We start from the raw sequence: 13684 nt of genomic DNA, 5'->3' as shown, positions 1-13684 counted from the left end.
TCCATCACCGGCTTGGAGGCCATGTGGCCCAGATTGCCCAGGCCCAGGATGGCGGTGCCGTTCGAGATGACGGCGACCAGATTGCCCTTGGAGGTGTAGTCGTAGGCCTTGTCCGCATCCTCGGCGATGGCCAGGACCGGCACGGCCACGCCCGGCGAATAGGCCAGCGACAGGTCGCGCTGGGTCGCCATCGGCTTGGTCGGGGCCATGGAGATCTTGCCCGGCGTCGGGACGCGGTGGAAGTCCAGCGCTTCCTGATCGGAGAAGGTCTGTTTTTCGGTTTGGTCGGGCATCGGGAGTCCAGGACGACGGCGGGGCTGTAACCGTTCGTGTCCTAGAGTGTGGGAAGGGCCGCGCCAAGCCTTGACGCCCCGGAAGGTTCACAGAATGGACCGGAAGCTTCCGTTCGCGTCAGCGTCAACCGGCGCGATGCGCGCGGAACGGGCGCGATCCCGTCTCAGAAGGGGAGGGCGCCCGTCCGTTCGATCTCGATCGGGCCGGTCATCAGGACGTGGTCGGTCGCCGCATCCCAGTCGATGACCAGTTCGCCGCCGTCGACGACGACGGTCGCCTTGCGGTCCGTCAGGCCGCGCCGGGCGGCCGCGACCTGGGCCGCGCAGGCGCCGGTCCCGCAGGCCTTGGTCAGGCCGGCGCCCCGCTCCCAGACGCGCAGGCGGATATGGTCGCGGTCCAGCACGTTTGCGAAGCCGACGTTGACCCCTTCCGGGAACAGCGGGTGGTGCTCGACCAGCGAGCCCGAGCCGGTGACGAAGCCGTCGTCCTGGCGGTCGGTGAAGAAGACGACGTGCGGATTGCCCATCGAGACGGCGCCGGGCGTGTGCAGCAGGGGCGCGTCGATGGGGCCGACCTGAAGTTCGATGCCGCGTGTGTCCATTTCCTCGGCCAGGGGAACCTGCGTCCAGTCGAGGCGCGGCTTGCCCATGTCGACCGTGACCTGACGATCGCCGGCGCGGGTCGCCGTGGTCGGGCCGCCGGCGGTGTCGATCAGGACCTTGTCCGAGCCGTTCGCCTCCATCAGCAGCCAGCCGACGCAGCGCAGGGCGTTGCCGCAGGTCTCGACCATCGAACCGTCGGCGTTCCAGACGCGCATGAAGGCGTCGGCCGTGTCGGACGGCTCTATCGAGATCAGCTGGTCGAAACCCTCGCCCGTCCGGCGGTCGCCCAGGGCGCGGATCTGGTCCTCGCCGGGGCGAAACGGCGTTTCCAGCGCATTGACGACGACGAAATCATTGCCGGCGCCGTTCATCTTGACGAAAGGACGGGTCATGCAGGCCATATAGGCCTATCCCCGTCGTCCGGAAACCAGCGTGTCCCAGACCGAAACCGACCCCAAGGACGACGGCCTGCGGCTGCGCGCCCGGCTGCGCTACCTGTATCACGGCAGCCAGCCGCCGGCGGTGAAGTTCCGGCTGACGGTGATCGTCATCGACTTCGCCATCATCGCCTTCTTCCTGGCCTCGCCGATCCTGAAGAACATGGGCTGGGCCTTCTACGCCCTGGACTATCTGGTGGCGGGCCTGCTGGGCCTGGATCTGGCGGCGCGGGCCTATGCCTATTCCGACATCAAGGACTGGCTGAAGCGGCCGATCGTCTGGCTGGACCTGTTCATCCTGGCCACCCTGTTGTTCCCGGCCTGGCTGTTCAACCTCGGCTTCCTGCGGATGCTGCGGCTGTGGACCCTGCTGAACTCGGACTTCTTCTGGCGCACCATCGGGGCCAAGTTCGACAATACCCGGGTCGAGGGGATCGTGCGGGCCCTGTCGGGGCTGATCACCTTTGTCTTCGTGGTGACGGGCTTCGTCTATGCGACCTTCCGGGGGCATGACGGGATCGCCGGCTATATCGACGCCCTCTATTTCACCGTGGCGACCCTGACCACCACCGGCTTCGGCGACGTGACCCTGCCGGGGCCGCTGGGCAAGCTGTTGTCCATCGTCATCATGCTGGTCGGGATCACCCTTTTCCTGCGTCTGGCCCAGGCCCTGATCAAGCCGCACAAGGTCCGTTTCCCGTGCGACCGCTGCGGCCTTCAGACGCACGATCAGGACGCGGTCCACTGCAAGGCCTGCGGAAACCTGCTCTGTATTCCCGACGAGGACTGACGGGACATGACAAAACCGTAAGGTTGGCGGCCGCCGCCTTGTGGCCCCGGGCTTGGCGGTTAAGGTGCCGGCCTGTTTTCCGGGGACTGTCCATGATCCGTGCTTCCGCCGTCGCCCTCGCGACGCTTCTCGCCTCCACCAGCCTGACTTCGGTATCCATGGCCCAGACCCCCGCTGCTTCTTCCACCGGCTTTGCGACCAGCGACGCGACCGACCCCTATCTGTGGCTCGAGGAGGTCGAGGGCGAGCGGGCGATGGAATGGGTCAAGGCCCATAACGAGCACACCTTCGCTGTGCTGCAGGGCGATCCCCGCTACGAGACCCTGCACCAGGAAGCCCTGGACATCGTCCAGTCGCGCGACCGGATCCCGTCGCCGGGCTTCACCCATGACGGCCATATCGACAACTTCTGGCAGGACGCCCAGCATGTGCGCGGCGTCTGGCGTCGCACGACGCTGGAGAGCTATCGCACCGCCGAGCCCCAGTGGGAGACCATCCTCGACTTCGACGCCCTGTCGGCCGCCGAGGGCGCCAACTGGGTCTACAAGGGTTCGACCTGCCTGGCTCCGGAGGAACGTTACTGCCTGATCAGCCTGTCGAACGGCGGCAAGGACGCGGTGACCCTGCGCGAGTTCGACGCGGTCGAGCGCAAGTTCGTCGAGGGCGGCATCGTCCTGCCGGAATCCAAGGGCGGCGCCTCGTGGATCGACAAGGACACCCTGCTGATCTCGCGCGACTTCGGTCCCGGCACCCTGACCGACTCCGGCTATCCGATGGTGGTCAAACGCCTGAAGCGCGGCCAGAGCCTGGACCAGGCCGAGACCCTGTTCACCGGCGAGACGACCGACGTCTCGGTGGGCGCCTATACGTTGCGCGACGCCGACGGGGTGCTGAAGGCGACCCTGATCAACCGGTCGATCGACTTCTATTCGTCCGAGACCTATCGCCTCGACGCCGACGGTTCGGTGACCAAACTGGCCCTGCCGGCCAAGTCCGACATCACCGGCCTGGTCGCCGGCCAACTGGTCGTGTCGCTGAAGGAGGACTGGACCGCGCCGTCGGGGCAGGATTTCAAGAGCGGCGACCTGATCGCCTGGCCGCTGGAGGCCTGGCTGGCCGATCAAGCGACCCCGGCCGTCCTGGTGCTGCGCCCGACCGAGCGTCAGGCGGTCGAGGGCGTCAACGCCACCCGCAACAAACTGGTCGTGGCCCTGTACGACAATGTCCGTGGCTCGGTGCGGGTCTATACGCCCGGCGCGACGGAGTGGAGCCACACGACCCTGGACCTGCCGCAGAACGTCTCGGTGGGCGTGGGTTCGGCCTCGGAGACCGACGACAAGATCTTTGTCAGCGTCACCGGCTATCTGAACCCGTCCAGCCTGTGGCTGGCCGACGCCGCGACCGGGGCGGTCGCCCAGGTCAAGTCGATGCCGGCCAAGTTCGATGCGACCGGCCTGACGGTGGACCAGCACGAGGCCCGTTCGGCCGACGGGACCCTGATCCCCTATTTCGTGGTTCATAAGGCGGACATGCCGCTGGACGGTTCGAACCCGACGCTTCTGTACGGCTACGGCGGGTTCGAGAGCTCGCTGCTGCCCGGCTATTCGGCCACGGTCGGCAAGCTGTGGCTGGAGCGGGGCGGGGTCTATGTCATCGCCAATACGCGCGGCGGCGGCGAGTTCGGTCCGCGCTGGCACGAGGCGGCCCTGCAGCAGAACCGCCAGCGGGCGCACGAGGATTTCCAGGCCGTGGCCCTGGACCTGATCGCCCGCGACATCACCAGCCAGCCGAAGCTGGGCATTATGGGCGGCTCGCAGGGCGGGCTGTTCATGGGGGCGATGCTGACCCAGCGGCCGGACCTGATCAACGCCGCCGTCATCCAGGTGCCCCTGTTCGACATGCTGCGCTTCCACAAGCTGCTGGCCGGCGCCAGCTGGATCGGCGAGTACGGCAACCCGGACATCCCGGAACAGCGCGCCTGGATCGAACAGTATTCGCCCTATCAGAACCTGCGGGCGGGCCAGCCCTATCCGGAGGTCTTCATCCACACCTCGACCAAGGACGACCGCGTCCATCCGGGCCACGCCCGCAAGGCGGCGGCGCGGCTGGAGGAACTGGGCTATCCGGTCCTGTTCTACGAGAACACCGACGGCGGCCACGCGGCCGGCGCCAATCTGCGCGAAACCGCCCGGCGGCTGGCGCTGGAATACACCTATCTGACCCGGCGTCTGATGGACGCGCCGGCGGAGGAATAGGCTCCACCTTCCGCTCATCCCCACGAAAGCGGGGACCCAGTTCTTTCGCGAGGTTCGGCGGCTGGGATCGGATTCAGTACGAAACGGGCGACGCCGAACGCCCAAAGGTCTGGATCCCCGCTTTCGCGGGGATGAGCGGAGAGTTTAAGCCATGCGTCACCTGATCCTGTCCGCCGCCATTCCGGCGCTTCTGCTCGGCGCCTGCGCCGGCACGGTCGCCACGAATGCCGATGAAATCGTCGTCTCGACCAATGACAGCCCCCCGCCGCACTTCCCGCGCGACCTGACCCCGGCCGGCGTCGCGGCGGCCGACGATCATCTGGCGCTGGAGCAGGTGGACGGGGTCGAGGCCATGGCCTTCGTCGCCGAGGAGAACCGCAAATCCCTCGCCGCCCTGACCGGCGACCGGCGCTACGAGACCTATCGTCAGGAGGCCCAGGCCATCCTGACCGCCACCGACCGGATCCCCAGCCCGTCCTTCCTGGGCGAGGGCGTCGGCAATTTCTGGCAGGACGCCGCCAATCCGAAGGGCGTCTGGCGCCGGACGACCCTGGCCAGCTACCGCACCGCGACGCCCCGGTGGGAGACCCTGCTGGACATTGACGCCCTGTCGAAGGCCGAGGGCAAGGACTGGGTGTTCAAGGGCGCCGACTGTCTGGCGCCGGACGAGACCCGCTGCCTGATCAACCTGTCCGACGGCGGCAAGGACGCGGTGGTCGTGCGCGAGTTCGACCTGACCACCAAACGCTTCGTGGACGGCGGCTTCAACCTGCCGGAAGGCAAGCACCGGATCGAATGGCTGGACGGGGACACGCTTCTGGTCGCCACCGACTTCGGGCCGGGCAGCCTGACGGAGTCGGGCTATCCCTTCATCGTCAAGACGCTGAAGCGCGGCCAGACCCTGGCTCAGGCGGTCGAGGACTATCGCGGCGACGTCTCTGACGGCGGCTATGGCGTCAGCCCGTCCGTCTATCGCGACAAGGACGGCAAGGTGACCGCCGTCATCATCACCCGCCCGCTGGACACCTTCCGGTCGGAGACCTGGAGCCTGGGTCACGACGGCAAGGCGCAGAAGCTGAATCTGCCCGAGCGGGTCGGCATCTCGGGCGTCATCGACGGCCGCCTGGTCTTTTCTCCGGATCAGGCCTGGCGTTTCGACGGTCAGGATTACGCCGCCGGCTCCCTGCTGGCCCTGCCGCTGGTCGTGCTGGGCGAGGTTCGTCCGCAATATATCGTCGAGCGTGACAGCGCCGTGGTCTTCCAGCCGACCGCGCGTCAGGCCCTGCAGAACGTCGCCGTCCTGTCGGACCAGATCGTCGCCTCAGTGACCGACAATGTAGCCGGAGCCCTGATGCGGTTCCGCACCGACGGCCAGACCTGGACGGCCTCGTCCATCGCCGTGCCGGACAATCTCGCGGTCGGGCTGGGCGACTCGTCCAAGTCGCGCGGCGAGGTCTTCGTCTCGACCCAGGGCTTCCTGGTTCCGCCGACCCTCAGCCTGGCGGACGCCAATGCCGCGACCCTGACGACGCTGAAGTCGGCGCCGGCCAAGTTCGACGCCGCGCGCGACGTGACCGAACAGTATGAGGCCACGTCCACGGACGGGACCAAGATCCCCTATTTCATCACCCGCCCGCGCGACATGAAGCTGGACGGGTCGAACCCGACGATCATGCTGGGCTACGGCGGTTTCCAGGTCAGCCTGAACCCGGCCTACAAGCCCGAGATGGGCAAGCTGTGGCTGGAGCGGGGCGGGGTCTTCGTCCAGGCCAATATCCGCGGCGGCGGCGAGTTCGGGCCGGACTGGCACCAGGCGGCGCTCGACGGCAACCGCCAGAAGGCTTTCGACGACTTCGCCGCCGTGGCGCGCGATCTGGAACGGCGCGGCGTCACCAGCCCGCGTCGCCTGGGCATCTACGGCCGGTCGAACGGCGGGGTCCTGACCTCGGTCTCGATCACCCAGCATCCGGAACTGTTCAATGCGGCGGTGATCGAAAGCCCGCTGGTCGACATGTTGCGCTATCACGAACTGCCGGCCGGGGCCTCCTGGATCGGCGAATACGGCGACCCGCGCATCCCGGAAGAGGCGGAATGGATCGCCCGCTATTCGGCCTATCAGCAACTGCGTCCGGGCGAGGCCTATCCGCGCGTCTATCTGACCACAAACACCCGCGACGACCGGGTCCACCCCGGCCATGCGCGCAAGTTCGCGGCCCGCCTGGGCGACATGGGCTATGACCACCTCTATTATGAGGACACGGCCGGCGGTCACTCCAACGACGCCGACCCGGTCGCCAACGCCCGCCGCTGGGCCCGGCACTATGTCTATCTGTCCCAGCAACTGATGGACTGACGGCTTCTTTGTCGGGCTATCGCGCTTCGCGCTACTGAGCCCATACGGCCGGCTCACGCGAAAATGAGGCGCGGGCCGGCGGGGCGAAGGTTAAGAACGACGTCATGAGAACCAGGGGCTGGGCGATAACGGGAACCATCATGGCGGGCGCGCTGCTCGCCGTGGGGTCGGCCGCCCAGCCGGCGGGGGCGCGGGCCGAGCGGCCGCGTCCGCCCGCCATCCGCACCGCCGCGCCGGTGGTGGTCGAACTGTTCACTGCCCAGGGCTGCGGCGGCTGTATCGAGGCCAATACGGTGGTCGAACGGGCGGCGGCCGAGCCGGGCGTGATCGCCCTGACCTATGGCGTCGACTACTGGGACTATCTAGGCTGGGCCGACACCTTCGCCCGGCCCGAGTTCGCCCAGCGCCAGCGCGCCTATCGCGCCGCCCTGCGCCAGCGCGGGGTCTCGACCCCCCAGGTGGTGATCGACGGCCGTCGCCAGGTGTCCGGCGCACGGGGTCTGGAGCTGGAAGGCGCCATCGTCGAGGAGATCGGCCGTCAGACCTGGCCGCCCGAGATCGAATTCCGCGAGACCGGCGACCGTGTCGGCGTCGGCTCGGGCCGCGCGCCTGCCGGCGGGGCCGAGGTGGTGGCGGTGACCTACACCCCCGGCATCCAGACCGTCGAGGTCGCGCGCGGCGAGAACCGGGGCCGCGAGGTCCGCCACATCAATGTCGTCCGCACCGTGACCCGCCTGGGCGAATGGCGCGGCCGTCCGGTCCTCTACGCCCTGCCCGAGGCGCGCGACGGCGACGCGGTCGCCGTCCTGATCCAAGGCAAGACCGACCGCCGGATCCTCGGGGCCAAGGTCCGGAGCTGACGGGCCTCAACAGAGGAAGTCGTCCAGGCCGGGGGCGTCGCCGGGCTGGCCCGCCTCGATCCAGTCGATCTTGCGGCGCAGGAAGTCGAGCGCCGTGTCCAGTTGCGCGCGGCGTTGCTCCAGTCGGTCGATCTGGGTCTTGAGAGTCTCGACCGTGCGGGCGGGTGAGGTTTCACCGGCCCGGTAGTCGCGGTTCAGGGCGTCGATCTCGGCCAGGGAATAGCCCAGCGACTGCTGCAGACGGATCATCCGCGCCGCCGTGACGTCGCCGCCGGAAAAGATCTGATACGGCCGCGCCCCGCCCTTGGCGCTATGTCCGGGCGTGAGCAGTCCCTTGGCGACATAGAAGCGGACGGTGTCCACCGGCAGGCCGGCGACGCGGGCGAACTCGGAAATCAGCACGGGATCAAGCCTTGACCGTGGACCATGGTCCATACTTATAGACCCTGTTCGTCAGCAACGGGAGACCCTCCAATGACGAACATCCAGACCCCGCTCGCCCCGCATTCCCTGGCCCAGGTTCGGCTGGGATCCGACGGCCTCCTGATCGGCGCCCAGGGGTTGGGCTGTATGGGGATGAGCGAATTCTACGGCGCGACGGACGAGGCCGAGGCGCGGGCCACCCTGGACCGCGCGCTGGACCGGGGCGTGACCCTGTTCGACACGGCCGACATGTACGGCGTCGGCGAGAACGAGGTCTTTCTGGCCCCCTTCCTCAAGGCGAACAGGGGCCGTGCTCTGGTCGCGACCAAGTTCGGCTACGCCCGCACGCCGGAACGGCCAGACGACTGGAGCATCGACAACCGGCCCGACTATATCCGCGCCGCCGTCGACCGGTCGCTGGCGCGGTTGGGAATCGAGACCATCGACCTCTATTACATGCACCGGCGGAACCGGGACGTGCCGCTGGCGGACTCGATCGGCGCCATGGCCGAACTGGTGGCGGCGGGGAAGGTGCGGCGGTTGGGCCTGTGCGAGGTCGACGGCGACGAACTGCGCCAGGCCCACGCCATTCATCCCATCGCGGCCCTGCAGTCGGAATGGTCCCTGTTCAGCCGGGACATCGAGGATGCGGCGGCGCCGGTCGCGGCGGAACTGGGTGTGACAGTGACGCCCTTCTCGCCGCTGGGACGGGGCTTGCTGACTCGGCGGGACTTCGCCGCCTCGTTGTCGGCCGATGATGCGCGGCGTCACTTCCCCCGGTTCTCGCCGGAGAATCTGCAGGCCAATGCGCGGCTGGTCGAGACGGTGGAACGGGTGGCGGCCGAGCGCGGCGTCACGCCTGCCCAGACCGCCCTGGCCTGGCTCTACGCCAAGGGACGGACGCTGGGGGTGACGGTGGTCCCCCTGCCGGGCACGCGACGCCGGGCGCGGCTGGACGAGAATGTCGCTGCGGCGAGCCTGGTTCTGAGCGCGGCCGAAGAGGCGACGCTGGACACCCTGGCCGAGGCGGTGCGCGGCGTGCGCGTCTGATCGTTCAGGCGCCCGCCTTCTTCGCGAAACCCCAGGCCGCGTCGCTGAGCGGGCCGACCTGGGCGGCCATGGTCTTGGCATGGGCGCTGGCGGCGGTGCCGTCGCGGACGCGGCCGGCGATGCCCTGACAGATGGCCGCCAGGCGGAACAGGTTGTAGGCGTAGAGCCAGTCCAGGTTCGCCGGACGCATTCCCGTCGCGGCGGCGTAACGCTCGACCGTCTCCTCGACCGAAGGGATGCCCAGGGCCTTCAGATCGGCCCCGGCCAGGCCGTTTCGCAGCGACGCGGGAATGGCCCAGGCGATCAGCAGATAGGAGAAGTCCGCCATCGGATCGCCCAGGGTCGACAGCTCCCAGTCCAGTACGGCGCGGACTTCCGCTTGGTTTGGCGCGAGGATCATATTGTCGAGGCGGAAGTCGCCGTGGACGATGCGGCTAGGCCCCTCGGGCGGCAGGCTGTCGGGGAGGAAATCGATCAGCCGGTCCATGGCCGGGACGGGTTCGGTCTCGGAGGCGCGATACTGTTTGGTCCAGCGGCCGACCTGGCGCGCGAAATAGTTGCCGGCCTTGCCGTAGTCGCCCAGGCCGATGGCGGCGGGATCGAAGGCGTGCAGCCGGGCCAGAGTATCCGTCTGGGCCTCATAGACGGCGCGGCGTTCGGCGGGCGTCAGTCCGGGCAGTTTCAGGTCCCAGAAGATCCGGCCCTCGACCTTGTCCATCACATAGAAGATCGAGCCGATGACGGCTTCGTCCAGGCACAGGGTGTGGGCTTTCGCCACAGGGAAGCCCTGGGCGGCGAGGGCGGAGATGACCTGATATTCGCGGTCCACCGCATGGGCGCTGGGCAACAGGACGCCGGGGGGCTTGCGACGCAGCACATAGGCGGCGGTCGGGGTGGTCAGCTCATAGGTGGGGTTGGACTGGCCGCCCTTGAACTGGCGCACCGTCAGAGGCCCGGCGTAGCCCGTGACATGGGCGATCATCCAGGCGTCCAGCGCGGCCTCGTCGAGCCGGTAACGGGGATCGACTTCGCGCACGCCGGAAAAGGCGGATTGCGCGTCGAGAGCGGCGTCGTCGGTCATGCGGCGGTCCTGTCGTTTCCTCGCCGCCCGGATCTCACGCCCGGTCCGGCGCGGCGATGATGGCGGCCTTCACGGCGCGGCGCCAGCCGGAAAGCAGGCGCTCACGTTCCACCGCCTTCATGCGCAGGGTCCAGCGGGCCGGCGACTCGGCCGGACGGGCCTTCAGATCGGGCAGCAGGCCGACGCCCAGGGCCGCCAGACGCGCGGCACCCAGGGCGGTCATCTCCTGGAAGGCGGGGCGTTCGACCTCGACCTGACAGATGTCGGCGACGAACTGCATGGCGAAACTGTTGGCGGTGACGCCGCCGTCGACCTTCAGCGTCTTCAGCGGCGGGGCGCCGTCCTCGGCTAAAGCATCCAGCAGATCGCGCGTCTGATAGGCCAGGGCCTCCAGCGCCGCGCGGACGAAATGGGCCGGACCGGAATCCCGCGTCAGTCCCACGACCGTCCCGCGCGCCTCGGGTTCCCACCAGGGGGCGCCCAGACCGGTGAAGCCGGGCACCATATAGACCCCGCCGTTGTCCGGCAGGCCTTGCGCCATGGCCTCGGACTGGCGCGATTCCGAGATCAGCCTCACCCCGTCCCTCAGCCACTGGATCGCCGACCCGGCCGAGAAGATCGAGCCCTCCAGCGCATAGGCGGTGCGTCCGGCGGCCTGATAGCCCAGGGTGCCCAGCAGGCGGCGGGTCGAGGCGACCGGCGTCTCGCCGACATTGGCGACCAGGAAGGCGCCGGTGCCATAGGTGATCTTGGCGTCGCCGGGCTGCAGAGCCCCGTGGCCGACCAGGGCCGACTGCTGGTCCCCGGCCGAACCGGCGATGGGCAGGGGACGGCCGAACAGGCCGGGCTCGGTCTCGCCTATGGTCCCGGCGCAGGGGACGATGGCGGGCAGGGCCTGACGCGGCACGTCGAACAGGGCGCACAGGTCGTCGCGCCATTCGACCGTCTTCAGGTCCATCAGGGCGGTGCGGGCGGCGTTGGTCGCGTCGGTGGCGTGGACCCCGCCGCCGGTCAGTTTCCAGATCAGCCAGGAGTCGATGGTGCCCAGTTTCACCTCGCCCCTGGCCGCCCGTTCGCGCGATCCGGGCACGGCGTCCAGAAGCCAGGCGAATTTCGTCGCCGAGAAATAGGGGTCGAGGATCAGGCCGGTCGCCGCCTGGACCATCGGCTCGCGGCCCTCGGCGGTCAGGCGGGCGGTGACGGCGGCGGTGCGGCGGTCCTGCCAGACGACGGCCCGGTGCAGGGGCTCGCCGGTCTCGACGTCCCAGATCACCGCCGTCTCGCGCTGGTTGGTGATGCCGACGGCGGCGAACCGGTCGACGCCGCCGGCCTTGCGCACCACCTCGCGACAGGTCTGCAGGGTGGCGGACCAGATCTCGGCGGCGTCGTGCTCGACCCAGCCGGAATGGGGGAAATGCTGGGCCAGTTCGATCTGGCTGACGGCGACGGGGCGCAGATCCTGGTCGCGCACTTCGAAGGCGATGGCGCGGGTCGAGGTGGTGCCCTGGTCGATGGCGAGGATCAAGCTCATGCGTTTCTCTCCTTCACCGTCTTGGGCGGCGACTGTGGTTCGGGCTAAGGGGAGCATATGAAGACGCACCTGCCCAGCTTCGAAGGCGTTCTCGACGCCGCCCGCCAGATCGACGGCGTCGCCGTCCGCACCCCCTTGATCGAGAGCCCAGCCCTGAACGCCGTGGTCGGCGGCCGGGTGCTGATGAAGGCGGAAAACCTGCAGAGGGCCGGCGCCTTCAAGTTTCGCGGCGCCTACAATCGCATCAGCCGTCTGAGCGCCGAAGAAAGGTCGCGTGGCGTCGTGGCCTTCTCGTCCGGCAATCACGCCCAGGGCGTGGCGGCGGCGGCGGCTCTGGTGGGGACGCCCGCCCTCATCGTCATGCCGTCGGACTCGCCGAAGGTTAAGGTGGAGGGGGTGATCGGCTTCGGCGGCGAGGTGCGCCTCTACGACCGTTGGACCGAGAGCCGCGAAGAGATCGGCGCCGCCATCGCCGCCGAACGAGGCTCGGTCCTGGTGCCGCCGTTCGACGACCCCTTCATCATAGAAGGGCAGGGCACGACGGCGCTGGAGATGCTGGAGCAGGCCGCCGTACCGATGGATCAGCTATTGTGCGGCGCGTCGGGGGGCGGGTTGATGGCCGGTATCAATCTGGTCATGGCGGCGCGCAGCCCAAAGACCGAGGTTCTGGTGGTCGAGCCCGAGGCCTATGACGACACGGCCCGGTCGCTGGCGGCTGGCGAGCGGGTCGGCCATCCGGACGGCAGGCCCTCGATCTGCGACGCCCTTATGGCGCCGATACCCGGCGCCCTGACCTGGCCGATCAATCGTCGGCTGGCCGGCGCGATCACAGTGTCCGACGCCGAGGTCGCCGAGGCGGTGCGGTTCGCCTTCCGTCACCTGAAGTTGGTGGTCGAGCCGGGTGGCGCGGTGTCCCTGGCGGCGTTGCTGGCCGGCAGGGTTGCGACGAAAGGTCGCACTACGGGGCTGGTCCTGTCGGGCGGCAATATCGATCCGGGGCTGTTTGCCGAGATCATCGAGGGTCGGTTCGCAGGCTGATCCCTTCCCATCTCGGCGCGCCTCGGTCACCTTCCTCGCAACAAGAAGACGGAGGGACGATGACGATGACCAGGACGAGCGAGCTTCAGGGACTGATCGGTCAGGAGGTCGGCGTGTCGAGATGGTTCGAGGTCGACCAGGCCAGGATCGACGCTTTCGCCGACTGCACGGAGGACCGCCAGTTCATACATGTGGACCCCGAGGCGGCCAGGGCGACCCCGTTCGGCGGCACGATCGCGCATGGATTCCTGACCCTGAGTCTCGCCTCGGCGATGAGCTATGACGCCGTTTCGCCGTTGGAGGGCGTGGCGATGGGGGTCAATTACGGTTTCGACAAGCTGAGGTTTCTGGCCCCCGTTCCGGCGGGATCGCGTGTGCGTGGCCGGTTCCGGCTGCTGTCCGCCGAGGACAGGGGCGGCGGGCGCTGGTTGCTGAAACACGAACTGACGGTGGAGATCGAAGGCGGCGACAAGCCGGCCCTGATCGCGGAATGGCTGGGAATGCAGATGCTGCGGACATAGGGGGATTTACGGGGTGTCGCGCTCGTCCAGAGAGGCGTTGTCACCTTGTCTGGTTGTGGAGGAGGGCCCGCGATAACTGCACCGGGAGGGCGTGAAACGCCAATTTTACCTGTAGCATCAACAGCACGGTGCCGAATTCCACAGTCAGCGCCGCCCAGTTTTCGCCTCGACCTTCCACGGCAACGCTGATAAGACCCGGAAAGGCGGTAGACCCGCCCTAAATATAACAGGCGGAGGGCTACCCCCTATGCGTATGAAGACTATCGTGCTGGCCTCCAGCGCAGCGGCCGCCTTGGCCCTGTCGGCTGGCGCGGCCTCGGCAGAACCCAACGGCTGGTACGGCGCGATCGACGCCGGCTACCACATGATCGACGACATCAACGCCGAGTCGTCGACGACGGGCGCCAACTGGAACTATGAAGTGAACGACGGCTGGGCGGCCTTCGCCC

11 protein-coding genes and 2 pseudogenes are annotated in these 13684 nt (G+C 68.3%); 8 read left to right on the top strand and 5 right to left on the bottom strand.

Annotated elements, in window-relative coordinates; all coding sequences use genetic code 11:
• Positions 1-293, bottom strand: a pseudogene (locus ACIQ1T_RS18475) (NADP-dependent malic enzyme); the annotation flags it as partial.
• Between the two features lie 164 nt (positions 294-457).
• Complete coding sequence (gene dapF, locus ACIQ1T_RS18470) at positions 458-1288, bottom strand: diaminopimelate epimerase (RefSeq protein ID WP_395946029.1); 831 nt, start codon at positions 1286-1288, stop codon at positions 458-460.
• A gap of 40 nt (positions 1289-1328) precedes the next feature.
• Here dapF and ACIQ1T_RS18465 point away from each other — a divergent pair, with 40 nt between their 5' ends.
• The 4 genes from ACIQ1T_RS18465 (at position 1329) to ACIQ1T_RS18450 (ending at position 7591) form a co-directional block, all read left to right on the top strand.
• Positions 1329-2123, top strand: a complete 795-nt coding sequence (locus tag ACIQ1T_RS18465; protein WP_395946028.1) for a potassium channel family protein — start codon at positions 1329-1331, stop codon at positions 2121-2123.
• A 92-nt stretch (positions 2124-2215) separates the two neighbouring features.
• On the top strand, positions 2216-4378 hold the full coding sequence (locus tag ACIQ1T_RS18460; RefSeq protein WP_395946027.1) for a prolyl oligopeptidase family protein: 2163 nt from the start codon (positions 2216-2218) through the stop codon (positions 4376-4378).
• 151 nt (positions 4379-4529) lie between these two features.
• Positions 4530-6731: a prolyl oligopeptidase family protein gene (locus ACIQ1T_RS18455; RefSeq protein WP_395946026.1), complete on the top strand. Its 2202-nt coding sequence runs from the start codon at positions 4530-4532 to the stop codon at positions 6729-6731.
• A gap of 140 nt (positions 6732-6871) precedes the next feature.
• Positions 6872-7591 carry a DUF1223 domain-containing protein gene (locus ACIQ1T_RS18450; RefSeq protein ID WP_395946025.1) on the top strand — a complete coding sequence of 240 codons (720 nt, stop codon included), beginning with the start codon at positions 6872-6874 and terminating at the stop codon, positions 7589-7591.
• Positions 7592-7597: 6 nt separating this feature from the next.
• Here the strand turns inward: ACIQ1T_RS18450 and ACIQ1T_RS18445 are convergent, their stop codons facing one another.
• Complete coding sequence (locus tag ACIQ1T_RS18445; protein ID WP_395946024.1) at positions 7598-7993, bottom strand: MerR family transcriptional regulator; 396 nt, start codon at positions 7991-7993, stop codon at positions 7598-7600.
• Between the two features lie 72 nt (positions 7994-8065).
• Here ACIQ1T_RS18445 and ACIQ1T_RS18440 point away from each other — a divergent pair, with 72 nt between their 5' ends.
• Positions 8066-9064: an aldo/keto reductase gene (locus ACIQ1T_RS18440; protein ID WP_395946023.1), complete on the top strand. Its 999-nt coding sequence runs from the start codon at positions 8066-8068 to the stop codon at positions 9062-9064.
• 4 nt (positions 9065-9068) lie between these two features.
• Here the strand turns inward: ACIQ1T_RS18440 and ACIQ1T_RS18435 are convergent, their stop codons facing one another.
• Together ACIQ1T_RS18435 and glpK are read right to left on the bottom strand one after the other, a co-directional pair.
• Positions 9069-10145: a phosphotransferase family protein gene (locus ACIQ1T_RS18435; protein ID WP_395946022.1), complete on the bottom strand. Its 1077-nt coding sequence runs from the start codon at positions 10143-10145 to the stop codon at positions 9069-9071.
• Positions 10146-10179: 34 nt separating this feature from the next.
• Positions 10180-11676 carry a glycerol kinase GlpK gene (gene glpK, locus ACIQ1T_RS18430; RefSeq protein WP_395946021.1) on the bottom strand — a complete coding sequence of 499 codons (1497 nt, stop codon included), beginning with the start codon at positions 11674-11676 and terminating at the stop codon, positions 10180-10182.
• A 57-nt stretch (positions 11677-11733) separates the two neighbouring features.
• Here glpK and ACIQ1T_RS18425 point away from each other — a divergent pair, with 57 nt between their 5' ends.
• The 3 genes and pseudogenes from ACIQ1T_RS18425 to ACIQ1T_RS18415 form a co-directional block, all read left to right on the top strand.
• Complete coding sequence (locus tag ACIQ1T_RS18425; RefSeq protein ID WP_395946020.1) at positions 11734-12714, top strand: threonine/serine dehydratase; 981 nt, start codon at positions 11734-11736, stop codon at positions 12712-12714.
• A gap of 65 nt (positions 12715-12779) precedes the next feature.
• On the top strand, positions 12780-13235 hold the full coding sequence (locus ACIQ1T_RS18420; protein ID WP_395946019.1) for a MaoC family dehydratase: 456 nt from the start codon (positions 12780-12782) through the stop codon (positions 13233-13235).
• Between the two features lie 247 nt (positions 13236-13482).
• Positions 13483-13684, top strand: a pseudogene (locus ACIQ1T_RS18415) (cell envelope biogenesis protein OmpA); the annotation flags it as partial.

This window comes from Brevundimonas sp. (assembly GCF_044336875.1).
In the GTDB taxonomy this organism is placed as follows: Bacteria; Pseudomonadota; Alphaproteobacteria; order Caulobacterales; family Caulobacteraceae; genus Brevundimonas.
The sequence above is the reverse complement of the archived record's forward strand: the minus strand, read 5'-3'. Positions and strand labels throughout refer to the sequence as shown.